Annotated in this window: 28 protein-coding genes; 25 read left to right on the top strand and 3 right to left on the bottom strand. The window is 71.1% G+C overall.

The features are described 5' to 3' along the window. The first annotated feature begins 2 nt into the window (after positions 1–2). From ASF89_RS09915 to ASF89_RS09855, 13 genes are all read left to right on the top strand, one after another. The gene (locus tag ASF89_RS09915; protein WP_055814226.1) at positions 3–239 is read left to right on the top strand and encodes an RNA-binding protein; all 237 of its coding nucleotides are present in this window, start codon (positions 3–5) and stop codon (positions 237–239) included. Between the two features lie 3 nt (positions 240–242). Further along, positions 243–839, top strand: a complete 597-nt coding sequence (gene rimM / locus ASF89_RS09910; RefSeq protein ID WP_055814223.1) for a ribosome maturation factor RimM — start codon at positions 243–245, stop codon at positions 837–839. Between the two features lie 2 nt (positions 840–841). Then, positions 842–1,534: a tRNA (guanosine(37)-N1)-methyltransferase TrmD gene (gene trmD, locus ASF89_RS09905; protein WP_055796414.1), complete on the top strand. Its 693-nt coding sequence runs from the start codon at positions 842–844 to the stop codon at positions 1,532–1,534. A 67-nt stretch (positions 1,535–1,601) separates the two neighbouring features. Continuing rightward, positions 1,602–2,222 (top strand): hypothetical protein, encoded by a 621-nt coding sequence (locus ASF89_RS09900; protein ID WP_156463366.1) that lies wholly within the window; start codon positions 1,602–1,604, stop codon positions 2,220–2,222. Positions 2,223–2,402: 180 nt separating this feature from the next. After that, complete coding sequence (gene rplS, locus ASF89_RS09895) at positions 2,403–2,750, top strand: 50S ribosomal protein L19 (RefSeq protein WP_055796420.1); 348 nt, start codon at positions 2,403–2,405, stop codon at positions 2,748–2,750. A gap of 64 nt (positions 2,751–2,814) precedes the next feature. Next, the gene (gene lepB / locus ASF89_RS09890) at positions 2,815–3,570 is read left to right on the top strand and encodes a signal peptidase I (protein WP_055814217.1); all 756 of its coding nucleotides are present in this window, start codon (positions 2,815–2,817) and stop codon (positions 3,568–3,570) included. After that, positions 3,570–4,205, top strand: coding sequence for a ribonuclease HII (locus tag ASF89_RS09885; protein WP_055814214.1), 636 nt, complete (start codon positions 3,570–3,572; stop codon positions 4,203–4,205). The genes lepB and ASF89_RS09885 overlap by 1 nt, the downstream gene beginning before the upstream one ends. Before the next feature lie 55 nt (positions 4,206–4,260). Beyond that, positions 4,261–4,584, top strand: a complete 324-nt coding sequence (locus ASF89_RS09880; RefSeq protein WP_055796429.1) for a DUF2469 family protein — start codon at positions 4,261–4,263, stop codon at positions 4,582–4,584. A gap of 117 nt (positions 4,585–4,701) precedes the next feature. Further along, a complete protein-coding gene (locus tag ASF89_RS09875; RefSeq protein WP_055814211.1) occupies positions 4,702–5,064 on the top strand; it encodes a YraN family protein in 363 nt (120 codons plus the stop codon). After that, positions 5,061–6,602 carry a YifB family Mg chelatase-like AAA ATPase gene (locus tag ASF89_RS09870; protein ID WP_055814208.1) on the top strand — a complete coding sequence of 514 codons (1,542 nt, stop codon included), beginning with the start codon at positions 5,061–5,063 and terminating at the stop codon, positions 6,600–6,602. Before ASF89_RS09875 ends, ASF89_RS09870 begins: the two co-directional genes overlap by 4 nt. Beyond that, positions 6,599–7,840: a DNA-processing protein DprA gene (dprA, locus tag ASF89_RS09865; RefSeq protein WP_055814205.1), complete on the top strand. Its 1,242-nt coding sequence runs from the start codon at positions 6,599–6,601 to the stop codon at positions 7,838–7,840. The genes ASF89_RS09870 and dprA overlap by 4 nt, the downstream gene beginning before the upstream one ends. A gap of 142 nt (positions 7,841–7,982) precedes the next feature. Continuing rightward, entirely contained in the window at positions 7,983–8,606 is a 624-nt protein-coding gene (locus ASF89_RS09860) for a DapH/DapD/GlmU-related protein (protein WP_055814203.1), read from the top strand. Between the two features lie 13 nt (positions 8,607–8,619). Next, positions 8,620–9,531 (top strand): tyrosine recombinase XerC, encoded by a 912-nt coding sequence (locus ASF89_RS09855; RefSeq protein WP_055814200.1) that lies wholly within the window; start codon positions 8,620–8,622, stop codon positions 9,529–9,531. A gap of 11 nt (positions 9,532–9,542) precedes the next feature. On the opposite strand, the gene ASF89_RS09850 is transcribed toward ASF89_RS09855, so the two are convergent. Beyond that, positions 9,543–10,133 carry a murein hydrolase activator EnvC gene (locus ASF89_RS09850; protein WP_082475098.1) on the bottom strand — a complete coding sequence of 197 codons (591 nt, stop codon included), beginning with the start codon at positions 10,131–10,133 and terminating at the stop codon, positions 9,543–9,545. Positions 10,134–10,262: 129 nt separating this feature from the next. Here ASF89_RS09850 and ASF89_RS09845 point away from each other — a divergent pair, with 129 nt between their 5' ends. From ASF89_RS09845 to ASF89_RS09800, 10 genes are all read left to right on the top strand, one after another. Beyond that, positions 10,263–11,723 carry a sugar porter family MFS transporter gene (locus ASF89_RS09845; protein WP_055796450.1) on the top strand — a complete coding sequence of 487 codons (1,461 nt, stop codon included), beginning with the start codon at positions 10,263–10,265 and terminating at the stop codon, positions 11,721–11,723. 363 nt (positions 11,724–12,086) lie between these two features. Beyond that, complete coding sequence (gene rpsB, locus ASF89_RS09840; RefSeq protein WP_055796453.1) at positions 12,087–13,025, top strand: 30S ribosomal protein S2; 939 nt, start codon at positions 12,087–12,089, stop codon at positions 13,023–13,025. A gap of 39 nt (positions 13,026–13,064) precedes the next feature. After that, positions 13,065–13,892: a translation elongation factor Ts gene (tsf, locus tag ASF89_RS09835; protein ID WP_055814199.1), complete on the top strand. Its 828-nt coding sequence runs from the start codon at positions 13,065–13,067 to the stop codon at positions 13,890–13,892. A gap of 138 nt (positions 13,893–14,030) precedes the next feature. Further along, the gene (pyrH, locus tag ASF89_RS09830; RefSeq protein ID WP_055796459.1) at positions 14,031–14,750 is read left to right on the top strand and encodes a UMP kinase; all 720 of its coding nucleotides are present in this window, start codon (positions 14,031–14,033) and stop codon (positions 14,748–14,750) included. 72 nt (positions 14,751–14,822) lie between these two features. Next, positions 14,823–15,341 carry a ribosome recycling factor gene (gene frr, locus ASF89_RS09825; RefSeq protein WP_055798304.1) on the top strand — a complete coding sequence of 173 codons (519 nt, stop codon included), beginning with the start codon at positions 14,823–14,825 and terminating at the stop codon, positions 15,339–15,341. Beyond that, the gene (locus tag ASF89_RS09820; protein ID WP_082475100.1) at positions 15,342–16,340 is read left to right on the top strand and encodes a phosphatidate cytidylyltransferase; all 999 of its coding nucleotides are present in this window, start codon (positions 15,342–15,344) and stop codon (positions 16,338–16,340) included. Positions 16,341–16,396: 56 nt separating this feature from the next. Further along, entirely contained in the window at positions 16,397–16,960 is a 564-nt protein-coding gene (locus ASF89_RS09815; RefSeq protein WP_235476404.1) for a DivIVA domain-containing protein, read from the top strand. Between the two features lie 229 nt (positions 16,961–17,189). After that, entirely contained in the window at positions 17,190–17,819 is a 630-nt protein-coding gene (locus ASF89_RS09810; RefSeq protein ID WP_082475101.1) for a lytic transglycosylase domain-containing protein, read from the top strand. Between the two features lie 76 nt (positions 17,820–17,895). After that, positions 17,896–18,198 carry a hypothetical protein gene (locus ASF89_RS09805; RefSeq protein ID WP_055814196.1) on the top strand — a complete coding sequence of 101 codons (303 nt, stop codon included), beginning with the start codon at positions 17,896–17,898 and terminating at the stop codon, positions 18,196–18,198. 53 nt (positions 18,199–18,251) lie between these two features. Beyond that, positions 18,252–18,995: an alpha/beta hydrolase gene (locus ASF89_RS09800; RefSeq protein WP_055814899.1), complete on the top strand. Its 744-nt coding sequence runs from the start codon at positions 18,252–18,254 to the stop codon at positions 18,993–18,995. A 4-nt stretch (positions 18,996–18,999) separates the two neighbouring features. Here ASF89_RS09800 and ASF89_RS09795 read toward each other — a convergent pair whose 3' ends face one another. Continuing rightward, complete coding sequence (locus tag ASF89_RS09795; protein ID WP_055796470.1) at positions 19,000–20,058, bottom strand: AI-2E family transporter; 1,059 nt, start codon at positions 20,056–20,058, stop codon at positions 19,000–19,002. A gap of 57 nt (positions 20,059–20,115) precedes the next feature. Continuing rightward, complete coding sequence (locus tag ASF89_RS09790) at positions 20,116–21,966, bottom strand: hypothetical protein (RefSeq protein ID WP_055814194.1); 1,851 nt, start codon at positions 21,964–21,966, stop codon at positions 20,116–20,118. Positions 21,967–22,223: 257 nt separating this feature from the next. On the opposite strand from ASF89_RS09790, the gene ASF89_RS09785 reads away from it, so the two are divergent. Both ASF89_RS09785 and ASF89_RS09780 read left to right on the top strand, forming a co-directional pair. After that, on the top strand, positions 22,224–24,002 hold the full coding sequence (locus tag ASF89_RS09785) for a hypothetical protein (protein ID WP_156463365.1): 1,779 nt from the start codon (positions 22,224–22,226) through the stop codon (positions 24,000–24,002). Then, the gene (locus ASF89_RS09780) at positions 23,999–24,994 is read left to right on the top strand and encodes a tetratricopeptide repeat protein (RefSeq protein ID WP_055814189.1); all 996 of its coding nucleotides are present in this window, start codon (positions 23,999–24,001) and stop codon (positions 24,992–24,994) included. Before ASF89_RS09785 ends, ASF89_RS09780 begins: the two co-directional genes overlap by 4 nt. Positions 24,995–25,005: the final 11 nt, after the last annotated feature.

The following is a 25,005-nucleotide window of genomic DNA, read 5'->3' as shown; positions in this document are numbered from 1 at the left end:
CAGTGCTCGCACCTGCACTCGAACACCTCGTCCGGGGGATCGTCGATCACCCGGACGAGGTGCAGGTCGTGGCCTCGACCTCGCCGCGCGGTGACGTCCTCGAGGTGCACGTGCACCCCGACGACCTCGGTCGCGTCATCGGTCGGGCCGGTCGGACCGCGAAGGCGCTGCGCACCCTCGTCACGGCCCTCGCCGACGGCAAGCGCGTCCGAGTCGACGTCGTCGACGGCGACCTCTGACCCGTGAGCACCGAAGACACCACGCAGCTGCGGGTCGGGCGCCTGACGAAGCCCCACGGGCTCAAGGGCGCCCTCAAGCTCGAGCTCTTCACCGACACCCCTGAGACGCGCTTCGTCCCGGGTGCCGAGTTCACCCTCCAGGTCCCCGAGACCAGCGAGTGGCACGGCAAGACCCTGACCCTGGCCGAGCTGCGCTGGTACAACGGGCATCCCGTCGGCTTCTTCGAGGGCGTCCTCGACCGCACCGGCGCCGAGTCGCTCGTCAAGGCCATCCTCTGGGTCGATCAGGACCTCACCGAGCTCCCCGACGAAGACGACGCCTGGTACCACCACCAGCTCATCGGTCTCCGGGTCGAGCGCGACGGGGTCCCCGTCGGAACGGTCGCGCGGATCGACCACCTTCCCGCTCAGGACCTCCTGGCCGTCGCCACCCCCTCCGGCGAGGTGCTGGTGCCGTTCGTCTCGGCGCTCGTCCCGTCGGTCGACATCGAGGCCGGGGTCGTCGTCGTGACGCCTCCCGCCGGGCTCTTCGAGGAGCTCGTCGACGCCGACACGGACGGCCCGACCGACGGCGACGCGAACACGACCGACGAGGTCTGATCGTGCGCATCGACATCGTGTCGATCTTCCCCGAGTTCTTCGGGGTGCTCGACATCTCGCTGATCGGCAAGGCGCGCCAGCAGGGCCTCCTCGACGTCGCGGTGCACGATCTGCGCGACTTCACGCACGATCGTCACCGGACGGTCGACGACACCCCCTACGGCGGGGGCGCCGGCATGGTGATGCGAGCCGAGCCGTGGGGAGACGCGCTCGATCACGTCCTCGGCGACGAGGCGACGCCCGAGACCACCACGATGATCGTCCCGTCCCCGGCCGGGACCCCGTTCACCCAGGCCGTCGCGCGCGAGCTCGCGCTCGAACCGCATCTCGTCTTCACGTGCGGCCGCTACGAGGGCATCGACCAGAGGGTCGTCGACCACGCCGCGACGCGCGTCTCCGTCCGCGAGATCAGCCTCGGCGACTACGTGCTGAACGGCGGCGAGGTCGCCGTCGTCGCGATGATCGAGGCCATCGGTCGACTCGTCCCGGGGATGGTCGGCAACCCCGCCAGCCTGACGGAAGAGAGCCACGAGAACGGGCTGCTCGAGTACCCGAGCTACACGAAGCCGGCATCGTGGCGGGGCCTCGACGTGCCGCCGGTCCTGCTGAGCGGCAACCACGGCGCGATCGCCGAGTGGCGTCACCTCCAGCAGCTCGAGCGCACTCGTCGCGTCCGTCCGGACCTCCTCGACTGATCTCCCTCGCCGGGGTGATCCCGATGATGCAGCGGACTCGCGTCCTCCCTCTCGTACCCTGGTGGGCATGACGACGCGCCGAATCCTCTTCCGCCTCCTCTGGCCCCTGGTCTTCGTCCTGCCCCTGTGGGTCCTGCTCGGCCGTGCGTTCTTCGGGGCGCCGCTGGGTCTGCAGTTCGTCGGGCAGGTGCTCCTCGTCCCCCTGCTCTTCGCGGGCCACGTCGTCGCCGCCGGGCTGATCGTCGCTCGCCGCAGCGTGCGGTCGAGCAGGGCCGTCTCGTGGCTCGACGCCGGACTGCTCGTCGCGGCCTGGCTCGCCCAGCTCGCCCTCGGGTTCTTCCTCGTCGATCGTTCGTCGGGAGCGGGGGCCGCCTCGGGATTCACCGCCGCCACCGGCGGCGACCTCGATCTCTCGACCGCGCTCTCGGCCCTGGCGTCGGTGCTGACCATCGCGTCGGTGATCGCCCTCGTCGTCTCCGGCGGGTGGCAGCTGCTCCGCGAGACCGGTCGGCGGGTGGCAGCCTCGATGGCGGAACTCGACCGGGTCGCCGGCATCGGCGTGGCCCAGGCCGGTGCGCGACGGCCGTCGACGCCCTGGCCCGACGCCGCCTCGTCCGGCTCGGCCCGCGGCGACGGCCCGGTCATCCGCATCGAGACGCGCACCGACGACGGGCCCCGTCGTCCCTGATGCGGACCGGCCCTCTGTAGCGCGGGGCCTCCGGCCTGTGGCACACTTGATCTTCGTGCCTGCGCACGACTCTGCCACAGGGGAGTCTGCCATCTCAGCGCACATCCTCTTCATCACGAATCGGTGGTCTCCCACCACGAACGGCAGTCGACCTGTGGCGGTTGCAGAGAGCGAACGACTATGCACATCCTCGACGCGGTTGACTCCGCAAGCCTGCGCACGGACATCCCCGACTTCCGTGCGGGCGACACCGTCAAGGTGCACGTCAACATCATCGAAGGCACGCGCTCGCGCGTCCAGGTCTTCCAGGGTGTCGTCATCGGCAAGCAGAACGAGGGCGTCCGCGAGACGTTCACGGTCCGCAAGGTCAGCTTCCAGGTCGGTGTCGAGCGCACCTTCCCCGTCCACTCGCCGGTCATCGATCACATCGAGATCGTGAGCCGCGGCGACGTGCGCCGCGCCAAGCTGTACTACCTGCGCGAGCTGCGCGGCAAGAAGGCCAAGATCAAGGAGAAGCGCGACAACTGATCGCCTCCTGAGAACATCCCCGAGCTCCCCGCCGTATACGATGGCGGAGAGCTCGGGCGGTTAAATGACAGACAACACATCTTCACATCGGCGTCGTCCGCGTCCCTCCCGGGGCGGTGGCCGCCCCCGAGGCCTCGCCATCTTCCTCCGGGACATCCTGGTCATCTTCGTGATCGCGCTGCTGATCTCCTTCCTGGTCAAGACCTTCCTGATCCGCTCCTTCTACATCCCCTCCGGGTCGATGGAGAACACGCTGCAGATCGACGACCGCATCATCGTGAACGAGCTCGTGCCCGACGTCGTCGACGTCCAGCGAGGCGACATCATCGTCTTCACGGACCCGGGCGGGTGGCTCGACGGCACGGCTCCCGTGACGACGACCTCCGGCAACCCCGTCACCGACGGCGCCGCGTGGTTCCTCACGCAGATCGGCCTCGGCACCCGCGACAGCAACGACCATCTGATCAAACGGGTCATCGGGCTGCCCGGTGACACGGTCGCCTGCTGCAACGACTTCGGGCAGATGTCCGTCAACGGCGTCCCGCTCACCGAGCCGTACGTGCTGAAGCCCGAGGGCGAGGCCCGGGTCTCCGGAGACGACTTCTCGGTGACGGTCCCGCCGGACTCCCTCTGGGTGATGGGCGACAACAGGTACAACTCGAAAGACAGCCGGTACAACGGCTCGACGCCGAGCAGGGGATTCGTGCCCCTGAGCGACGTCGTGGGTCGCGCCTTCGTCGTCAGCTGGCCCTCCACCCGGTGGCAGTGGCTCGACGACCACCCCGAGGTCTTCCGCGGCACGGAACGCGAGGGCGAGTGATGGCGGTCGTCGATCCCACCCTCGACGTCGAGCGGGAGCTGCACGCGGGGGGCGCCTCCTGGGTCATCGGCTGCGACGAGGTGGGGCGTGGGGCCATCGCCGGCCCCGTCGCGGTCGGCCTCGGCGCCGTGCCGGTCGATTGCGTCGACATGCCCGTCGGTCTCCGGGATTCGAAGCTCCTGTCCGAGAAGCGGCGTGAGGTCCTGTATCCGCTCGCGACCGCCTGGGTCTCCCACCACGCGGTGGGCTTCGCCGAGGCGCACGAGGTGGACGAGCTCGGCATCGTCGCAGCGCTCGGACTCGCCGGGCGTCGCGCCCTCACGGCCCTGCACCATCAGGGCGTCGGGATCATGCGCTCCGTGGTCGTCCTCGACGGCAACCACGACTACCTGTCGCCGCAGCTGGCCACCCCGCCCCGCATCACGACGAGGGTCAAGGCGGATCGGGACTGCGCCTCGGTCGCGGCGGCGTCGGTCATCGCCAAGGTCGAGCGCGACCGGCTGATGATCGAGGCGGACGGCGTCCACCCCGGCTACGGGTGGTCGGGGAACAAGGGCTACGGTTCGTCTGCGCATTTCGGCGCTCTTGCCGAGCTGGGCCCCTCGCCCCTGCATCGCGTGACCTGGCTCCACTGAGGCCCGTGGTGCCGGGGCGGTCGTCGTCCCGGATGCCGCGTAAGATGGCTCCTCGATGGACGAAGACGAGTTCGAAGACTACGACCGCGAGGTCGAGCTCGCGTTGTACCGCGAGTACCGCGACGTGGTGTCGCAGTTCCGATACGTGGTCGAGACGGAGCGCCGGTTCTACCTCGCCAACGAGGTCGAGCTCGTCCGTCGCGACACCGAGCACGACTTCTACTTCGAGTTGAGCATGACCGACGTCTGGGTCTGGGACGTCTACCGCTCCGACCGCTTCGTCAAGTCGGTCCGTGTGCTCACGTTCAAAGACGTGAACGTCGAAGAGCTGACCGCCCGCGACCTCGAGCTCCCCAAAGAGCTGGCGCTCGACGAGTAGCACCCGAGGGATCCGTCCCTCCCCGGTACGGCGACCGCCCGGACCATCCCCAGGTGCCGTCCGAGTCCCCACGACCTCGGGTCCTGCTCCGCCAGCCTTCTCGTCGAGGAGGCCGACATGGCGAAGAAGGACGAACTGGGGCGGCGCGGCGAAGACGTGGCCGCCGAATGGATCGAGGCGCAGGGGATGCGCGTGCTCGAGCGCAACTGGCGCTGCGCCGAGGGCGAGATCGATCTCGTCGCCCTCGACGGCGACGACGTCGTGGTCGTCGAGGTCAAGACGAGGTCGGGCGCGGGGTACGGGCACGCGCTCGAGGCGGTCACCGCGGCCAAGCTCGCGCGGCTCCGGCGACTGGCCGTCGTGTGGAGCAGAGCGCATCCCGGCAGAGGCCGGGGGCTGCGGATCGACGTCGTCGGCATCACGGTCGAGAGGTGCCACGGTCACGAGCGCATCGAGCACGTGCGCGGGGCCGGCTCGTGAGCATCGGTCGGACCCGAGCGGTCTCCCTGCTCGGGCTCGACGGGGCGCTCGTCGAGGTCGAGGCCGACATGGGGCAGGGGCTTCCGGCGTTCATGATCATCGGGCTGCCCGACACGTCGCTCGGCGAGGCCCGCGACCGCGTGCGAGCGGCCGCGACGAACTCCGGCTGCGCGCTGCCGACCCGCAAGCTGACGGTCAACCTCTCGCCGGCGTCCCTGCCCAAGCAGGGGTCCTCGTTCGACCTCGCGATCGCCGTCGCGGCCTTGGCGGCGGCCGATCTGGTCTCGGCCGATTCCGTGGCGCGTGTGGTGCACCTGGGCGAGCTGGGTCTCGACGGCAGGCTGCGGCCCGTCGACGGCGTCCTGCCCGCCGTCCTCGCGGCGAGGCGGGCGGGGGCCGTCACGGTCATGGTGCCGAGCGACAACGCCGACGAGGCGTCGCTGGTCCCCGACATCCGGGTCGTGGCGGTGGCGGGTCTCCGCGACGCGGCCATCTGGCATGGCGCCGAGCTCGAGCCGGAGCCCGTCGACGTCATCGTGCGGCCTCGTCCGCCCGCCGGGCCGGGGTCCGACGACGGCCGGCGCCCTGATCTCGCAGACGTCGTGGGCAACTCGGACGCCGTGCAGGCGCTGATCGTCGCGGCGGCCGGCGGCCATCATCTCCTGATGGTCGGTCCGCCCGGCGCGGGCAAGACCATGCTGGCCTCGCGTCTTCCCGGCATCCTCCCCGACCTCGACCTCGATGCGGCCCTCGAGGTCGGCAGCGTGCGGTCGCTGGCGGGGCGGCCGGTCGTCGGGGGTCTCGATCATCGTCCGCCGTTCGAGAGCCCGCATCACACCTGCAGCGCCGCCTCGCTGATCGGCGGCGGCAGCGCCGTCATCCGTCCCGGTGCCGCCTCGCGGGCGACGCGGGGCGTCCTCTTCCTCGACGAGGCGCCGGAGTTCTCCCGATCGGTGCTGGACTGCCTGCGGCAGCCCCTGGAGTCCGGCGAGGCCGTGGTCCACCGGTCGAGAGCCGTAGCGCGCTTCCCCGCCCGCTTCCAGCTCGTGGCCGCGGCCAACCCGTGTCCGTGCGGTCAGTACGGCACGCGCGACGGCGACTGCGAGTGCTCACCGCACCAGCGACGGCGGTACCTGGCGAAGCTCTCGGGACCTCTCGTCGACCGCATCGATCTGCAGCTGCGCGTAGCGCGCATCAGCTCCGCGGTCTTCCGTCTGTCCGAGCAGGTCGAGCGGACCACCACGGCCGACGCGCGCCGTCTCGTCGAGGAGGCGCGGGCTCGGGCGGCGGGGCGGCTCGCCGAGACCCCGTGGCGGCTGAACTCCGAGGTGCCGGGCACGTGGCTGCGCGACCGGGGCAACCGACTGCCCGTGGGCGTCAGCCTCCCCGCCGACCGGGCCCTCGAGACGGGCGCCCTCACGATGCGCGGCTACGACCGGGTCCTGAGGGTCTCGTGGACGCTCGCCGATCTCGACGGGGCCGACCGCCCCGAGCGATCGCACGTCCTGGGCGCCCTCGGACTCCGGAGGTCGGTGTGAACGGGCTGCTGACGGTCTCGACCGCCGATCTGGCGGATCTCGTCGCCCCGCTCCGCCCCGGTGCCGACCGTGCCGTCGACGCCTTCGCTCTGGGCGCCTGGTCGGCCGTCGTCGAACCCGGTGACGTCGTGGGCGGTCTGGCGCGACGGGTCCTGGGGCCGGCGGTGGCCCTGCGCCTGGTCCTCGAGTCGCTCGATCGACGCGACGCGGTCACCGAGCCGTCGCTGCTCGGGTCGGCGCTGCGGAACGAGGGCGTCGACCCCGCGGAGGTCGATGACCGGCGGATCGCGCGGGCCCTCTCGCGGTGGGCTCCGCGGACGACCCACACGCGCATCCTGTCGTCCTTCCGGGCCGCCACCGCGCTCGGCCTCCGTCTCGTCGTCCCCGGCGACGACGGCTGGCCACCGGCCTTCGACGACCTCGGCGACCACGCTCCGGCCGCGTTGTGGCTGCGGGGCGCCGCCGAGCTGCCGGAGTTGACGTCGGCCGTCGCCGTCGTGGGGTGCCGCGCCTCGACCGCCTACGGCGAGCAGGTCGCCGCCGACCTCGGCAGCGCATTGGCCGATCGCGGCTTCTGCATCGTCTCCGGAGGGGCCTACGGCATCGACGGGATGGCGCACCGGGCGGCCCTGGCCGCCGATGCGCCGACGGTCGCCGTCATGGCGGGGGGAGTCGACCGGTTCTATCCCACCGGCCACGACGCTCTGCTGCGGGCGGTCGTCGAACGCGGGCTGCTCGTCTCGGAGTCGCCCTGCGGCAGCACGCCGAGCAAGTGGAGGTTCCTGCAGAGGAATCGGGTGATCGCCGCGCTGTCCGCGGTCTCGGTGGTCGTCGAGGCGGGGCGGAGGTCCGGTGCGCTGAACACCGCGGCCCACGCGCAGGCGCTGGGCAGGCCCGTCGGCGCCGTACCCGGACCGGTCACGTCGCCGTCGTCGGTCGGCTGCCATGCGCTCATCCGCTCGGGACTCGGGGTCTGCGTCACGACGGCCGCCGACGTCGTCGAACTGATCCCCGGGCGGAGCCTGGCCGACGCGGGCGCCTCTCCCGCTCGAGACGACCCCGAGCGCGTCCGCCTGCTCGATGCTCTGAGCACGAGGGTCGACCGGGGCACCGACGAGGCTTCCATCGCCAGCGGCCTGTCGACGGCCCGGACGCGGGGGCTCCTCGCCGAGATGGAGGACGAGGGCCTCGTGACACGGGCGCCCTCGGGATGGCGCCGGTCGCCTCCGCCGGGATGACCCGGGGCGACGCGATGACCGAGGGATCGCGTCACGACTTGTCCGCGGCGGCCCGGCACCCTATGGTCCCGCAGAGGGGGACCGAGAGGATCCCCGGCGATCGTGCGGTCGTCTCACCCGCCTCATCCCGACAGGACCCGCCATGACGTCGTCCGGCCCATCCGACGCCACTCCCGCACGCCGGTTCGTGCGCACCCTCCGGGAGGACGTCTCGTCCGGCCTCGAGCACATCGTGTTCTCCCGACTCGTGGGCTCGGCGCTCATGCCCCGCACCGCCAGGCGACTCCTGCTCGTGGCCGCGGGGGCGGCGGTGGAGTCGGGCCCCGGCGGGGGCTTCACCCTGGTGGGCAGCCCGAAGAACCTCACGATCGGCCACAGCGCGTACCTGAACCGGAGCGTCTTCATCGAAGCGCTCGCACCGGTCGGCATAGGCCGTGACAGCGCCCTCGGCATGGAGGTCATGATCGTGACGAGCCACCACGAGCTGTCGTCCGCGGGCGCCTGGAGCCCGCGGTCGACCGGGCGTCCCGTCGTCATCGGCGAACGGGTCTGGATCGGTGCTCGGGCGACGATCCTCCCCGGGGCCGTCATCGAGGACGACGTCGTCGTCGCCGCGGGCGCGGTGGTCGCGGGGAGGCTGAGGTCCCACGGCCTCTACGCGGGGGTGCCGGCGAAGAGGATCCGCGATCTGGCTCCGGCCGCCGGAGAGGGGGCGGACGTCGCCACCGGCACGGCCACGTCGACTGAGCCGTCCGCCCCTCGGTGACTACTCTGTCGGGATGATCGACGTCGCACTCTTCGTGGAGCATCTGCGGCACGGACGCGGTCTCAGCGAGCACACGATCCGTTCGTACCGGTCCGATCTCGCCGAGTTGACGGCCTTCGCCGTGACCCGTCTCGGACGGGAGCCCGACCACGGGGACCTCGATCTCGACCTCCTCCGCGAGTGGCTCTACCGGGGCATGCGGGCGGGCCTCGCACGGTCGACGCTGGCGCGGCGGTCGGCGAGCGTCCGGGCGTTCACCCGGTGGCTGGAGGAGACCGGTCGGACGCCGATCGACCAGGGGGTGCGTCTGCGTGCGCCGAAGGCCGAGAGCCGACTGCCCCGGGTCCTGACCGAGCCGCAGGTCGAGGGGATCCTCCGGTCGCTCGCGGTCCGCGCCGAGGGAGACGACGCCGGTGCGCGTCGCGACCTCGCCGTCGTCGAGCTCCTCTACGGCTCCGGACTCCGGGTGTCCGAACTCGTCGGCGCCGATGTCGACGACGTCGATCTGGGGCGTCTGACGGTGAGGGTCACCGGAAAGGGCGGCAGGCAGCGGGTCGTGCCTTTCGGCGTGCCCGCGGCGGAGGCTCTCGGTCGGTACGTCGAGCTCGCCCGGCCGCGTCTCGTGGCGGGCGCGGACGCACCCCCGACGGCGGCCTTCTTCGTCGGTTCGGGGGGTGCCCGCCTCGGGACGCGAGCCGTCCACCGACTCGTGGCGCGCCTCCTCGGGGACATCCCGGGGACGGGCCCGGCGGGCCCGCACTCCCTGCGGCACACCGCGGCGACCCATCTGCTCGACGGCGGCGCCGATCTCCGCGCCGTGCAGGAGCTGCTCGGGCATGCCAGTCTCGGCACCACGCAGATCTACACGCACGTCTCGACCGAGAGGCTGCGCGAGAGCTATCGATCCGCGCACCCCCGCGCCTGACGGTCGGCAGATCAGCCGATCGGCCGCGTCGGCAGCAGCACCGACGGCCGTCCGCCCCCGAGCATCAGCAGAGGCGAGACGTACTCGCCGTCGATCCGGGCCCCCAGATGGACCGCGTCGGCGTCGCTCGAGTGCCCGGCGACGACGATGCCCACCGTCGAGCCGCGGGACACCGCCTCGCCGGAGGACAGGTCGCTGGTCACCGGCTCGAGACTGCTGACCACGCCGTCGGCGTGCGTGATCGAGAGGACCGGCCGATCGACGACCGTGCCGGCGAACCGCACCACCCCGTCGTCCGGCGCCGTCACCGGCGTGCCCGGCGCGGCGCCGATGTCGATGCCCCGATGCCCGGGAGACCAGGCGTGCTCCGGCGCCGCGAAGGGCCGGACGACGGGATGCGGCGGGGCCACCGGCCACGACCAGACGGCTCGAGAGGTCCCGTCGCCACGCGCCGCCCCAGCGGGTTCGGGTGCGACACCTGCGACGAGGCAGGCGGAGACCGCGAGGGAGCCGACGATCGCCCATCGAGTCGGCGTACCCGAGGGGCGGCCCACGACGGCGAGCCGCGAGCGGCGTGCTGGGGGCGGGGGAGAGCGGCGCATCGCCGAATTCTGCCGAGCGTGCACCTCGTGCGGCCGAGGCGTATCGTTCACCGGTGCACGGAAATCCGGTGCACGACGTTGTGGGGGAGACGAGGCACGGCCCCTCTCCTCCGAGCCAGAAGGAGAACCGTGTCGAACTCGACAGCAGAGTCAGCAGAGACCAGGAAGCTGAACAGACGGGTGACGGCGCTCGCCGTCGCGGCGGCCGTGGGCGGCTTCCTCTTCGGATTCGACTCCTCCGTCATCAACGGGGCCGTCCAGTCCATCACCGACGAGTTCGGCCTGACCGAGTTCGCCTCGGGCTTCGCCGTCGCCTCGGCCCTCATCGGCTGCGCGATCGGCGCCTACGTGGCCGGTCGTCTCGCCGACAGGATGGGGCGCATCAAGGTCATGCTGATCGGCGCGGCCCTGTTCCTCATCAGCTCGATCGGCGCCGCCGCGGCCTTCGCCGTCTGGGATCTCGTGCTCTGGCGCGTCATCGGCGGTCTGGGGATCGGCATCGCGTCGGTCATCGCCCCGGCCTACATCAGCGAGGTCTCGCCCAAGGCCATCCGCGGCCGGCTCGCCTCGTTCCAGCAGCTCGCGATCACGCTCGGCATCTTCGTCGCCCTGCTCTCCGATCAGCTGTTCGCCGTCTCCGCCGGCGGCGCCTCGGAGCCGTCGCTGTTCGGCCTGGCCGCCTGGCGCTGGATGTTCCTCGTCGGCGTCGTGCCGTCGGTCGTCTACGGCGTGCTGGCCTGGCGTCTGCCCGAGTCGCCCCGGTACCTCGCGGGCGAAGGGCGCGAGAAGGAGGCGCGCGAGGTCCTCGAGAGCATCGTCCCGACCGAGACGGTCGACACGAGCCTGAAGGAGATCACCGACTCGATCAAGACCGAGGCCGACCTCGAGACCAAGTCGTCCATCCGCGGCAAGCGCTTCGGGCTGCAGCCCATCGTCTGGGTCGGCATCATCCTCGCCGTCCTGCAGCAGTTCGTCGGCATCAACGTGATCTTCTACTACTCGACCACCCTCTGGCAGGCCGTCGGATTCCAGGAGGAGGACTCCTTCCTCATCTCCACGATCACCGCGGTGGTCAACGTCGCCGTGACGTTCATCGCGATCGGGCTGGTCGACAAGGTCGGTCGTCGTCCGCTCCTGCTCACCGGTTCGGTCGGCATGTTCATCAGCCTCGCGGTGACCGCCCTCGCCTTCAGCCAGGCCACGACCACGTCCGCCGGCGACCCCTCGCTGCCCGGCGCCTGGGGTCCGGTCGCCCTCGTGGCGGCCAACCTCTTCGTCGTCTCCTTCGGGGCCACGTGGGGACCGCTCATGTGGGTGCTGCTCGGCGAGATGTTCCCCAACAGCATCCGCGCGACCGCGCTCGGAGTGGGCAGCATGGCGAACTGGATCGCCAACTTCATCGTGACGGTGACGTTCCCGAGCCTCGCGGCCCTCAGCCTGACGCTGTCGTACGGCATCTTCGCCTTCTTCGCGCTCGTCTCGTTCTTCTTCGTGTTCGCGAAGATCCCGGAGACGAAGGGGCGTTCGCTCGAGGAGATGGGCGTCTCGGCCCTCGACGGCTCGATCGATCCGAAGGGCGCCCGCGCCTGATCGCAGCGTGATCGTCGAACGCCCCGGCCGGGATCCGGCCGGGGCGTTCGTCGTGTCAGCACGACGGGGTCGCGAGGCCAGGCGCCGCTCCGCCGGTCGAACCCCGCGTGGTGCTACCATGATCCACGCAGCCTGCTCAGCAGGCTGACTTCGCGTGCCCTGTGCGTCTTCGGACGCACCGATCGCGAGCCGGTCCGTCCGACTCCGATCGCCACCGGCCTCCATCTCCATTCGGTCCGACCGCGTCTCACGATGCGAGCGGCGGTGATGCGCCCGGGCACCAGGCAGCGGCGACCGTCCGGTCGTCCAGACAACCGACAATCCGGCTCACCGACGCGTGCGCCCAGAAACAGGAGAACGACCATGGCCGTCGTCACCATCCGCCAGCTGCTCGACAGCGGCGTCCACTTCGGACACCAGACCCGCCGCTGGAACCCGAAGGTGAAGCGATTCATCCTCGCCGAGCGCTCCGGCATCCACATCATCGACCTCCAGCAGTCGCTCGGCTACATCGACAAGGCCTACGACTTCGTCAAGGAGACCGTCGCCCACGGCGGCACCATCCTCTTCGTCGGCACGAAGAAGCAGGCTCAGGGCTCCATCGCCGAGCAGGCCAACCGCGTCGGACAGCCCTTCGTCAACCAGCGGTGGCTCGGTGGCCTCCTGACCAACTTCCAGACGGTCTCGAAGCGCCTCGCTCGCATGAAGGAGCTCGAGGACATCGACTTCGACGACACGACTCAGGGCTTCACCAAGAAAGAGCTCCTGATCAAGAAGCGCGAGCTCGACAAGCTGCACAAGACGCTCGGCGGGATCCGCAACCTCACGAAGACGCCCTCGGCGCTCTGGGTCGTCGACACCAAGAAGGAGCACCTGGCGATCGACGAGGCCAAGAAGCTCGGCATCCCCGTCATCGGCATCCTCGACACCAACTGCGACCCCGACGAGATCAACTTCCCGATCCCCGGCAACGACGACGCCATCCGCTCCGTCGGTCTGCTGACGCGCATCGTGGCCGACGCCGCCGCCGAGGGCCTGGTGCAGCGTCACCAGAAGCCCGAGGACGCCGACCAGCCGGTCGAGCCCCTCGCCGAGTGGGAGGCCGAGCTGCTCGCGCAGGGCGAGGCCAAGGCCGCCGAGTCGGCTCCCGCCGCCGAGTCGCTCCCCACGGAGGAGAACGACGCCGATGCTCAGGTCGCCGAGAAGCCCCTGGGCGAGCCGGTCGCCGAGCCCGTCGCCGAGGCGTCCGACGAGACCGCTGCGGAGCCGGCCGACGCCGCCGCCGCTGCGGACTCGAAGTAACCCACCTCTCCACTCCGACTCCACGAAAGGACGTCAGACATGGCAAACTTCACCGCCGCTGATGTGAAGACCCTCCGTGACCGCCTCGGTGCGGGCATGATGGACAGCAAGAACGCGCTCGTCGAGGCCGATGGCGACATCGAGAAGGCCGTCGAGATCCTGCGCGTCAAGGGACTGAAGGGCGTCGCCAAGCGCGAAGGCCGTCAGACCACCGCCGGACTCGTCGCCGCCAAGGCGTCGTCGGGCTACGCCACGATCATCGAGCTCGCCAGCGAGACCGACTTCGTCGCGAAGAACGAGAAGTTCATCGCTCTGGCCGACTCCGTCCTCGAGGCCGTCTCCGCGGCCGGCGCCGCCACCGCGGCCGAGGGCAACGCGGCCGCCATCGGCGGGCAGACCGTCGAGGCGTTCGTCAACGACGAGGCGGCCCTCATGGGCGAGAAGGTCGAGCTCCGCTCGGTCGCTCGCGTCGAAGGCTCCGAGTTCGCGATCTACCTGCACAAGACCTCGAAGGACCTGCCCCCGCAGGTCGGCGTGGTCGTCGGGTACACCGGCTCCGACGCCGAGACGGCCCGTTCGATCGCTCAGCACGTGGCCTTCGCCGCGCCGACGTACCTGTCGCGCGACGAGGTCCCGGCCGACGACGTCGCCAAGGAGCGCGCCATCGTCGAGGAGACCGCCAAGAACGAGGGCAAGCCCGAGGCCGCCCTGCCGAAGATCATCGAGGGTCGCCTGACGGGCTTCTTCAAGGAGATCGCCCTGCTCGACCAGGCCTACGCGAAGGACAGCAAGCTGTCGGTCGCGAAGGTCGTCGAGCAGGCCGGCATCGAGATCCAGGGCTTCTCCCGGATCAAGGTCGGCGCCTAGCCAGCAACGTGATGGGGTCTGAGACGGTCGAACGTCTCAGGCCCCATCGTCGTGTCCGCAGCCGATCCGCCCTGCGCGGACCGGCGCCCAGCACCGAGTCGCTAACCTGGCTTCGGCCATGAACGAGGGAGAACCCAGATGACATCAGATCGCACCGGACGCCGACGGGTCCTTCTCAAGCTCTCGGGCGAGGCCTTCGGCGGTGGGCAGCTGGGCGTGAACCCCGACGTCGTGGGCGCCATCGCCCGTGAGATCGCCGACGCGGCGAAGGACGTCGAGATCGCCGTCGTCGTCGGCGGCGGGAACTTCTTCCGCGGCGCCGAGCTGAGCCAGCGCGGCATGGACCGCGGGCGCGCCGACTACATGGGCATGCTGGGCACCGTCATGAACGCGCTCGCCCTCCAGGACTTCCTCGAGCAGGCCGGAGCCGAGACGCGAGTGCAGTCGGCGATCTCGATGACCCAGGTCGCCGAGCCGTACATCCCCCGTCGCGCCGAGCGTCACCTCGAGAAGGGGCGCGTCGTCATCTTCGGGGCCGGGGCCGGTCTGCCCTACTTCTCGACCGACACGGTCTCGGCGCAACGCGCCCTCGAGATCGGCGCCGACGAGGTCCTCGTGGCGAAGAACGGCGTCGACGGCGTCTACTCGGCCGACCCCCGTCACGACCCGTCGGCCGTCAAACTCGACGTGCTGACCTATCAGGAGGCCCTGGTGAAGGGTCTCAAGGTCGTCGACTCGACCGCCTTCAGCCTGTGCATGGACAACGGCATGCCCATGCACGTGTTCGGCATGGAGGGTGGGGGCAACATCGCCCGCGCCATCCGTGGCGAGCGCATCGGAACCCTCGTCAGCAACTGACGACTAAGCTCGACAACGAACCAAGGGAGCATTGTGGCGATCACCGACGTACAGAACGAGACGCGCGAGAAGATGGAGCGGGCTCTTGAGTCCGCCAAGACCGACTTCGGTCAGGTCCGGACGGGTCGGATCAACCCGGCGCTCTTCCAGAAGATCCCCGTCGACTACTACGGGACCCCGACGCCGCTCGCCCAGCTGGCGTCGCTGCAGGTTCCCGAGGCTCGCACGATGATCGTGACCCCGTACGACAAGACGGCGCTGAAAGAGATCGAGCGGGCCATCGCGACCTTCCCGAACCTCGGCGCCAGCCCGACCAACGACGGCACGCTCGTCCGTGTGACGATCCCCGAGCTGACGCAGGAGCGCCGCAAGGAGTTCGTCAAGATCGTGCGTGGCAAGGGCGAGGACGCCAAGGTGCAGATCCGCAACATCCGACGCAAGTCGAAGGAGAGCCTCGACGCCCTCAAGACCGAGGTCGGCGACGACGAGGTCGCTCGTGCCGAGAAGGATCTCGAGAGCCTGACCAAGGGGTACATCGACTCGATCGACGAGGCGCTGAAGAAGAAGGAAGCCGAGCTGCTCGAGGTCTAGATGAGCGACGCTCCTGACGGTCCCCGTTCCGACGGGTCGGGGCCGACCCCCAAGACCACACTCGGCAGCCGTCGCGCCGACTTCGACGCTCGCGCTCAGGCGGCGCGTCACGATCTCGAGAATCAGCTCCGCACCCGCCGCGCCGCGCTCGGGGCCCGGAACGACAAGCTGACGGCCCGCACGGGCAGAAACCTCCCCGCCGCCATCGGCGTGGGCGTCGGTCTCGGCGCCGCCGTGCTCGTGAGTCTGATCTTCGAGCCCGCGTTCTTCATGATCGTCGCCGCGGCACTCATCGGGTCCCTCTGCTTCGAGCTGGCGAGCGCCCTGCGGTTCGCGGGTCGTGATGTGCCGCGGCTGCCGAGCGTGCTCTCGGGGGTCGTCATCGTCCCGGCGGCGTTCCTCTACGGAGCCCAGGGGCAGTGGCTCGCGCTGCTCGGCGGGATCCTCCTGGTGACGGTGTGGCGCCTCGTCGAACTGGCACGTCCCTCCCACCGGACGAGCGCCTCCTCGGTGGCCCGTGATCTGGGTGCTGGTGCGTTCGTGCAGATCTACTGCGCGTTCCTCGGCAGCTTCATGGCGCTCATGGCCGCTCAGCCGAACGGTGCGAACTGGACCCTGGCGGCGCTCATCATCGTCATCGCGGTGGACACCGGGGCGTATGCCACGGGACTCTCGTTCGGCAAGCACCCCATGGCGCCTCGCATCAGCCCGAAGAAGACGTGGGAGGGCTTCGCCGGCTCCGTCGCGGCGAGTCTCATCGCGGCGATCCTGCTCTCGTGGCTGATGCTCGACGAAGCCTGGTGGTTCGGGTTCATCCTCGGCGGTGTCATCATCGTCACCGCGACGATCGGCGATCTGTCCGAGTCGCTGATCAAGCGCGACCTCGGCATCAAGGACATCTCGACCTGGCTGCCCGGTCACGGGGGGTTCCTCGATCGGCTCGACAGCACGCTGCCGTCGGCTGCAGCGGCCTACGCGCTCTTCCTCGTCGTCACCTGACGCGGCCTGCCGCCCACCCAGGAGGTCGGGAGGCGCGGGTGCGGCATGATGGTCGGGTGAAGACGACATTCCCGATGGCTCCGCACGGTCAGCTCGGCTACGACGTGACCGAGGTGGAGTCGTTCCTCGAGAAGGCCCGGGCGGCTTACTCGGGTGCGGCGCCGACGCGGGCCACCGGCACGACGGCGATCGACTCCGAGCGCATCCGCCGGACGGCCTTCTCGATGACGAAGGGCGGCTACGCCACGGCGCACGTGGACGCGGCTCTCGAGCGGCTCGAGGACGCCTTCGCCGATCGGGAGCGTCAGCGCTCCCTCTCGGGGGAAGGGGACGCCGCGTGGTTCGCGGGTGCCCGGACCGCGGCGGAGGAGATCGTCGCCCGTCTCGATCGCTCGGACGGGCACCGCTTCGATCGCGTGGGGTTCCTCACGCAGGGCTATCACCCGGAGGACGTCGATCGGTTCGCGAAGCGCCTCTCGGGCTACTTCGGCGAGGGTCAGGCGCTGAGCATCGACGACGTCCGCGCCGTGGTCTTCCGGGCCAGGCGCGGGGGCTACCGCGAGGCGCAGGTCGACGTCGTCCTCGACGCCGTGGTCGACGTCATGCTCGCTGTCCGGTGATCCCGCATGGACACGCGGTGCCGGACCCTGGTCACCTCGTGATAAATCCGTTACCCTGAATTCACTTATGGGTAGGCACGCTGCAACGACGACGACCGGAATCACTCCTCGCGAGCACCCGGTGCTCGTCGCCAGACCCTCGGTGGAACGCCGCATGGTCCGGGCTTCGAGTCTGACCCCCGCGCCGATGCCGTCCGCTGCGGCCCCCCGACCGAGCCGAGGTCGCTACGTGCTCCCGGCCCTCGGCTTCGTCGCCTCGTTCGCCTTCGTCTCGGCGTCGCTCGTCAACCCGATCTCGGGTGCCGAGGCGACGACGCGCGTCGTCGGGGGAGCGAGCGTCCTCGTGGCGCCGGGTCAGTCCTACTCGGTCATCGGGGCGTCGGCCCCGACCGTCGACCGCGACGGCTACGGCGTGACCCTGCCGCCGCCTCCGCCGCCGCCCGAGCCCGAGCCGGTCATCACCGAGGAGCCCGCCGACGAGGTCGCCTCGGCCGTCGTCACGGCGGAGGAGCCGCCGGCAGCGGCCGCCGCGGCACCCGTGGCCGGGACCCCTGATCCGGGCAGCGCCAAGGCCATCGCCGCGGGCATGGTGTCGGCCAGAGGCTGGGGCGCCGGCGAGTACGACTGCCTCGTGTCGCTCTGGAACAAGGAGTCCGGCTGGAACGTCTACGCGTCCAACGGCTCCAGCGGGGCCTACGGCATCCCCCAGTCGCTGCCCGGCAGCAAGATGGCCACGGCCGGTGCCGACTGGCAGACCAACCCCGCGACCCAGATCACCTGGGGTCTCAACTACATCTCGGGCGTCTACGGCTCACCCTGCGGCGCGTGGTCGCACTCGCAGGCCGTCAACTGGTACTGAGTCCTCGCGAGCTCCGACCGCCGCCTCGTCGGGGCGGGTGCGCTGTACGGGACCTCACCGCGATACGGTGGAGGACATGCCCCGTAGTAATCGACCGCGTCGGCCCCGTGACGCGAGGCGGGACGATGAGCCCGCCGACGACATCACCCGGGCCCTCCGGGGCGGCGCGGTGGTCGAGAGCCGTCACGGACGGTCGTTCACGGTGCAGTCGATCGGCGCGTCGTCGTCGGTCAAGGAGTACATCTGCCCGGGCTGCTCGCTGACCGTCGCGCCAGGCACGGCCCACGTCGTCGTGTGGCGGGCCGACGGGTTGTTCGGCGAAGCCGACGACCTGGCGTCGAGGCGTCATTGGCACACGCACTGCTGGAGGATCTCGTGACCGAACCGACCGAACCGACCGGAGCGACCGAACCGACCGGAGCGACCGAACCGATCGGACCGACCGAGCCGGCCCGCGCCTCCGAGGCCGTCGAGATCCGCGGTGGCGTCCTGCTGCCCGCCCGGCGCCGCGACGTCGACCTGCGGACCTCCGACGGGCTCCGTCTCGTCGGCGAGCTGTCGCTGCCCCTGGATCGCCCCGCCGTCGGCACGCTGGTGACGCTCCACCCCCTGCCCACCGCGGGCGGCTTCATGGACAGCCATGTGATCCGGAAGGCCGCCGCCCGGCTTCCCGCGCTGGCCGACCTGGCCGTCCTGCGCTTCAACTTCCGGGGGGTCTCGTCGCCCCGCGGGCGCTCCGAGGGGGAGTTCGGAGAGGGGATCGCCGAGGCGGCCGACCTCGCGGCGGCGGTGAGGTTCGTGCACGACGAAGGCCTGCCGACCCCGTGGCTGGTCGGCTGGTCCTTCGGCACCGAGGTGGCGCTCAAGCACGGGCGTCAGGTCGAGTCGGCCGGACTCGTGCTGCTCTCGCCGCCCCTGCACCGCACCTCGGACGACGAGCTCGAGGCGTGGAACGACGTCGAGACGCCCATCGTCGCGGTCGTCCCGGAGTTCGACGACTACCTGCGTCCCGACGAGGCCGCACGTCGTTTCTCGGTGATCCCCCGGGCCGACGTCGTGCCGGTCGAGGGGGGCAAGCACCTCTGGGTCGGCGAGAAGCAGACGACGCGCGTGCTCTCGGAGATCGTCCGTCGCGCCGCTCCTCGAGCCCTGCCGCTGCCCACCCGCTGGGCGTGACCGCCTAGAGGGTGTTCTGCCGGGGCACGAGCACCTCGCGGATGATCAGGAGCACCGACGCGGCGAAGGGGATCGCGACCAGGGCGCCGAGGACCCCGAGGAGGGTCCCGCCGACGAGGGCGGCGATGACGACGACGACACCGGGCACCTTGACGGCTCGGCGCATGATGCGGGGGCTCAGCAGGTAGGCCTCGATCTGCATGTAGACGAGGTAGTACACGGCTGCGGTGATCCAGGTCGACGGCGACTCGGGCAGCAGGGCGACCTGCGCCAGCACGATGATCGCGGATCCGCTGATCGTCCCGACCAGGGGGATGATCGAGCCGACGAACGCGATCGTCGCGAACACCGCGGGCTGCTCGGCTCCGATGATGCTCAGGAAGACGAAGCTGAGGATGCCGTTGATGGCGGCCAGCGTGAACTGCCCGATCACGTAGCGCCCGACCGAGTCGCCGATCTGCTCGGCGATGAGCGCGAACTTGTGGCGTTTGGAGGCGGGCACCAGCTGGTACAGCGCGCTCTTCACGTTCTCGATGGACGACGTGAAGTAGAGCGTCAGGATCAGGACGACGATGGTGGCGAAGAGCCCGTTCCCGATCGCGACGCCCACGGCGAGGACTCCGCCGCCGATCGTGACGACGTTGTCCGGGTCGCTCAGGAAGGCCACGATGGCGTCGAGACCCTGCTGCACGTCGAAGACGTTCTGGGGCACGAGCTCCTGCAGGTTGTCGACGAACTGCTGCGTGGTGACGCTCTGCAGGTAGGTGACGAGGTTCGTGATCAACGCCGTGGCCTGGCTCACGACGACGGGCACGATCGCGAAGACCACCCCGACGACGGCTCCGAGCAGGGCGACCATGACGATCGCGATCGCGAGGGAGCGCGGCACGCTCCTCTTCTCGAGCCACGACACGATGGGATCGAGCCCCAGAGCGATGAACAGCGCCGCCCCGACGTACGTGATGATCGTCGACAGCTCGCTGACGGCGCCGCCGATCACGAGGGCGACGAGGACGCCGAGCCCGGCCAGGAGGCCCAGCCGGAAGGGATTGTGGATCTTCACGCGGGGTTCACTCCTGTCGACGGTGGCTCGGCCCGCTGGCGCGACTCCACCGAGTGACTACTCTGGCGCAACCTCGGGCGCGCCGCCCAACACCCCGCGGAGGTTCTCGAGGTAGCCGGCGACGGCGTCGCGCTCCTCGCGCAGATCGGCGAGGCGTCGTTCGGCGTCGCCGACGAGCTCGCGCGCCCGCGTGTCGGCCTCGGCGACGATGTCGCGCGATCTCGCCTCGGCGTTCGTCAGCACCTCGTGGGCCGTCGCGTCGGCCTCGCCGCGCACCGTCCTGGCGTGCTCGTGCGACGACCGTTCGAGCTCGTCGGCCTCCCGTCGGACGTCGACGGAGCGCTGGCGTGCCTCGTCGAGCTGGGCGTGGGCCTCGTCGAGGTAGTTCTGCGTCTCGGCGACGGCGGCCTGATGCCGGGTGACGAGATCGCGCTCGAGCTCGTCGAGCCGGGTGCTGCGCTCGAGCGCCAGAGCGATCCGAGCCTCGTCGGTCTCGCGGGCGACGGCGGCCTCCTCGCGGTCGCGCTCCGCGGCGAGCTCTGCGCGGAGCGTGGCGGCCTCGCTCGCGAGCCGGGCGCGTTGCGCCTCCTCGTCGTCGAACAGCCGCGCCTGGCTCTCCGCCACCTCGGCGTCGAGGTCGGCACGGGCGTTGACGGTCTCGGCCTCGACCTGGGCGCGGTGCTCGGCGGCGTCGCGCTCGAGTCGATCGGCCTGCTGCTGGGCGTCGCGGGCGAGGCGGTCACGCGTCTCGGCGGTCGTGCGCTCGATCTCGTCGCGCGTGGTCGTGCGGGCGAGCTCGATCTCGTCGCGCGCCGTGCGGGCGTCGCGGTCCAGTTCGGCTCGAGCGGTCTCGATCTCGAGTTCGAGACCGGCCCGCACCTCGAGGGCCTCGGCCGCCAGGGAGGCGCGGGTCGTCTCGATCTCGCGGTGCAGGTCGTCGCGTCGTGCGTCCACCTCGCGCTCGAGCGCCGCGCGGGTCTCGGTCACGTGGCGGCTCAGCTCGGCACGCTGCTCGGCGATGTCGCGGTCGAGCTCGGCGCGTCGGTTCTCGACGTCGTCGTCGAGCTCGGCGCGGGCCGCCGCGATCTCGCGGTCGAGATCGGTCCGCCGGGTCGTGACCTCGAGCTCGAGCTCGGCGCGCGTGGTCTCGTCGAGGCGGGCGAGCTCGGCGCGGAGGGTCGTGCCCTCCCGGTCGAGGTCGGCGCGCTGCCGCTCGCTGTCGGCGACGAAGAGGGCGCGGGTCTCGGCGGTGGTGCGGGCGAGCTCGGCGGCGTCGGCTCGCGCCTCGGCGACCTCGCGGCCGACGATCTCACGCTGCTCGGCGGCGTCGCGCTCCGCATCGGCGCGGAGGGCGGCGGCCTCGTGCCGTGCGGTGGAGACGTTCTCGGCGGCCTCGGTGGCGGCCGCTCCGCGCATCGCCGACGAGTCGCGCTGGGCCTCCTGCAGCATCGATCGGGCCTCGTTCCGGGCGCGGGCGACCATCCGGTCGGCCTCGGCGCGGGACTCGTCGATCTGGGCGGCGGCGCGGCCCCGCGCGTCGCCGAGCACCGCGTCGGCGCGCTCCGAGGCCTCGGCGACGAGACGCTCGGCCTCGGACGAGGAGGAGCGGCGCAGCTCCTCCGCGTCGATGTCGGCCTGGCTGACGAGCCGGGTCGCCTGCTGCTCGGCCAACCGCAGAGTCTGCTCGAGCTTGCTGCCGAGGCCGGCGTACGTCGGGGTCCCCGCCTCGTCGAGCTCCGACTGGAGGTCGTCGAGGCGGACCTGGAGCCGCTTGAGCTCGGCGACGGTCTCGGCGCGATCGGCGTTCGACTTGATGAGCTCGCGACGGAGGTCGCCGAGCGCCCGGTCGACCTCCTCCTTGCGGTACCCGCGGAGTTCCGTTCCGAAATCTGCTTCGTCGACGGCCACGGTGTCTCCTCTTGCTCGGCGGCGGGCACGAGGTCGCTCGTGCCCGGACCCGTCGATTTTAGCGGTCGGCGGACCGGGCGCAGGAGGTCGCGACGCGACTCGCGGACGGGCGGGCGCCTCCCAGGCTATTTCGGATACGCTGAGCCGTCTTAAAATCTGCTGCCGCGCCCGACCTCCTGGCCGGGCCCGCGCCGGCGCGACCGTCCCGAGCGGTCCGCCGCGACCCGACCGGGATGGTAGCACGGAGGGAGAGAAACGTGCGTTTCATCGTCGCAGTGGTCGTCGTCGTCCTGGCGGCGCTCATGGTGGCGCTGGGCTTCGCCCAGCGGACCGTGTTCGCCCCGCCCCCGAGCGTCTCGTCGACCGTGTCGACCGCCGACTCCGAGGCCCGCATCACGGTCGTGCCGTCGGAGGCGCTGCACGGGCACGACGGTCGTCAGACGGTGAGCATCTCGGGTTCGGACACCGACTCGGTGTTCGCGGCGACCGGTCGCACCTCCGACGTGCTGGGCTGGGTGGGTGATTCCGCCTACAACGAGGTGTCGTTCGACGAGACCACCGGCGAGCTGGTGAGCACCCCCGTCGAGGGCGACACGGCCGACGTCCCGAGCCCCGCGGACTCCGATCTCTGGAACGCCGAGTACGCCGGCGCCGACCCGACCTTCTCGATCGACGCGCCCGACGACGTCTCGCTCGTGGTCGTCTCCGACGGCACGGCCCCGGCACCCGACACCCTGCGGGTGACCTGGCCCCTCTCGACGGCCACTCCGGCCGCCGGGCCGCTCATCGCAGGCGGTCTCGTGGTGCTGCTCATCGGCGTCCTCCTCTACATCTGGGCCATCGCGCATCACCGGCGCAACCGCGGCCCCCGTCGCCGGTCGGGTCAGGGCAAGCCGCCTCGCGTCACGCGCCGGTCGCGCCGCGAGCCCCTGACGTCGGGCGACGACCCCGCCGCCGGCCGTCGCTCCATCCGCCGCTCGATCGCCGTCGTGCCCGTGGTGCTGGTCGGAGCCCTCGCGCTCTCGGGCTGCACGGCCGACTACTGGCCGAGCGCCGTGGGTGGCGCCGGGGCGGACGCCTCGGCGACCCCCACCCCGACGAGCACCGACGCCGTGCCCGACGAGCAGGACGACCTCCAGCCGCCCGTCATCAGCGTGGCCCAGGCCGAGCGCATCGTCCAGCGGATCTCGACGGTGGCGTCCGAGGCCGACGGGACCCTCGACGCCGATCTGGCCGCCACGCGCTTCACCGGCCCGGCACTCGCGCAGCGTCAGGCCAACTACGCCCTCCGCGCGAAGGACGACGGCGCCGCCGAGCCCATCGCCGTCCCCGAGGGCGATGTCACGCTCACCCTGCCGCAGCAGGCCGACACGTGGCCGCGCAGCGCCTTCGTCATCGTCCAGTCCGACGACACCGCCGTGGCCCCCATCGCGCTGACCCTCGTCCAGGAGGACGCCCGCGCCAACTACCAGGTCGAGTACCTGACCAGTCTCGAGGCCGGGGCGACCCCGCCGACGGTCGCGCCTGCCAGCATCGGCGCCGCCCGCCTGTCGCCCGACGTCAAGCTCCTGACCCTCCAGCCCGATCAGCTCGCCACGGCGTACGGCGACATCCTCAGTGAAGGCGACGAGAGCGAGTACGCCGATCTCTTCGAGGCCGAGGGGGACACCCTCCGCGAGAAGATCGGCAAGCCCTACAAGGACGCCAAGCGCGAGGCGCTGCCCGAGACCGCGTCCATCGACTTCGCGTCGACGCCCGACGAGGACCCGGCCGTCGCGTTCGCGACGAACGACGCCGGGGCGATCGTCTCGGTCGCCCTCAACGAGGTCGAGACCGTGAAGCCCACGGCGGAGGGCGCCGAGGTCAACCCCGAGGGCGCGGTCAAGAACCTCACGGGCATCGACAAGACCACGAAGGGCATCGAGGCGACCTACGGCGTCGAGCTGCTGTTCTCCGTGCCGCCCGTCGGGAGCGATCAGAAGATCGTCCTGCTCGGATTCAGTCAGGCCCTCATCAGCGCGAAGGAGCTGTCATGACCAACGTCCCCCCTCTGCCCGCCGGACTCCGCGGAGCCGTCGACCTGTCGTCCCTCGTCGATCGACCGGCCCCCGGGGCGGCGGGCCGTGCTCCGGCCGCCGGATCGCCTGCGGGAGCGCCGGCGGCGAGCGACGGCGCCGCGCCGGCGTCGGTGGGTGTGCCCGCGCTCGTCCTCGACGCGACCGACGAGACGTTCGCTCAGTTCCTCGAGCTGAGCAGCACCGTGCCCGTCATCGTCGATCTCTGGGCGGAGTGGTGCGGCCCGTGCAAGCAGCTCTCGCCGGTGCTCGAGAAGCTCGTCGCCGAGTACGGCGGACGTCTCGTCCTGGCGAAGGTCGACGTCGACGCCAACCCGCAGCTCACCCAGGCGTTCCAGGCGCAGTCGATCCCCGCGGTCGCCGCCGTGATCGCCGGCCGCCCGGTGCAGCTGTTCGTCGGGGCCCTCCCCGAGGCGCAGGTGCGCGACGCCTTCGAGCAGGTGCTCGACCTGGCGGTCCAGAACGGCGTCACGGGCACCGCCGTCGTGCAGGGCGGCCCGGAGGTCGACGGCGAGACCCCCGAGCCCGAGCCGGAGCCCCTGCCGCCGCACCACCAGGAGGCCTACGACGCGATCGACCGCGGCGACTACGACGCGGCCATCGCGGCCTACAAGACCGCCATCGCGCAGGACCCCCGTGACCAGCTGGCCGTGGCGGGTCTGGCGCAGGTCTCGCTGATCTCGCGGCTCCAGGGCATCTCGCTCGCCGAGGTCCGCGACGCCGCGGCGGCGGATCCGACGGATCTCGCCGCGCAGCTCGCCGTGGCCGATCTCGACGTGAGCGGCGGGCACGTCGACGACGCGTTCGATCGGGTGCTGACCGTGTTCCCGACGCAGGACGCCGCGGGGAAGAACGAGGCCCGCGCGCGCCTCCTCGAGTACTTCGAGATCGTCGGCGCCGACGACCACCGTGTGGTCGCCGCTCGTCGGCGGCTGACGATGCTGCTCTACTGACCCGCGCTCGT

The organism is Frigoribacterium sp. Leaf172 (assembly GCF_001424285.1).
In the GTDB taxonomy this organism is placed as follows: Bacteria; Actinomycetota; Actinomycetes; order Actinomycetales; family Microbacteriaceae; genus Frigoribacterium.
This window is presented reverse-complemented; position numbering and strand designations above follow the sequence as displayed.

Bases quoted from the DNA above. Each gene is read 5' to 3' on its own strand.
- ASF89_RS09900 (WP_156463366.1), top strand. From the start codon at position 1,602: ATGACGACGCGCCGAATCCTCTTCCGCCTCCTCTGGCCCCTGGTCTTC.
- rplS (WP_055796420.1), top strand. From the start codon at position 2,403: ATGCACATCCTCGACGCGGTTGACTCCGCAAGCCTGCGCACGGACATC.
- lepB (WP_055814217.1), top strand. From the start codon at position 2,815: ATGACAGACAACACATCTTCACATCGGCGTCGTCCGCGTCCCTCCCGG.
- ASF89_RS09885 (WP_055814214.1), top strand. From the start codon at position 3,570: ATGGCGGTCGTCGATCCCACCCTCGACGTCGAGCGGGAGCTGCACGCG.
- ASF89_RS09880 (WP_055796429.1), top strand. From the start codon at position 4,261: ATGGACGAAGACGAGTTCGAAGACTACGACCGCGAGGTCGAGCTCGCG.
- ASF89_RS09875 (WP_055814211.1), top strand. From the start codon at position 4,702: ATGGCGAAGAAGGACGAACTGGGGCGGCGCGGCGAAGACGTGGCCGCC.
- ASF89_RS09860 (WP_055814203.1), top strand. From the start codon at position 7,983: ATGACGTCGTCCGGCCCATCCGACGCCACTCCCGCACGCCGGTTCGTG.
- ASF89_RS09855 (WP_055814200.1), top strand. From the start codon at position 8,620: ATGATCGACGTCGCACTCTTCGTGGAGCATCTGCGGCACGGACGCGGT.
- ASF89_RS09850 (WP_082475098.1), bottom strand. From the start codon at position 10,133: ATGCGCCGCTCTCCCCCGCCCCCAGCACGCCGCTCGCGGCTCGCCGTC.
- rpsB (WP_055796453.1), top strand. From the start codon at position 12,087: ATGGCCGTCGTCACCATCCGCCAGCTGCTCGACAGCGGCGTCCACTTC.
- tsf (WP_055814199.1), top strand. From the start codon at position 13,065: ATGGCAAACTTCACCGCCGCTGATGTGAAGACCCTCCGTGACCGCCTC.
- pyrH (WP_055796459.1), top strand. From the start codon at position 14,031: ATGACATCAGATCGCACCGGACGCCGACGGGTCCTTCTCAAGCTCTCG.
- frr (WP_055798304.1), top strand. From the start codon at position 14,823: ATGGAGCGGGCTCTTGAGTCCGCCAAGACCGACTTCGGTCAGGTCCGG.
- ASF89_RS09820 (WP_082475100.1), top strand. From the start codon at position 15,342: ATGAGCGACGCTCCTGACGGTCCCCGTTCCGACGGGTCGGGGCCGACC.
- ASF89_RS09805 (WP_055814196.1), top strand. From the start codon at position 17,896: ATGCCCCGTAGTAATCGACCGCGTCGGCCCCGTGACGCGAGGCGGGAC.
- ASF89_RS09780 (WP_055814189.1), top strand. From the start codon at position 23,999: ATGACCAACGTCCCCCCTCTGCCCGCCGGACTCCGCGGAGCCGTCGAC.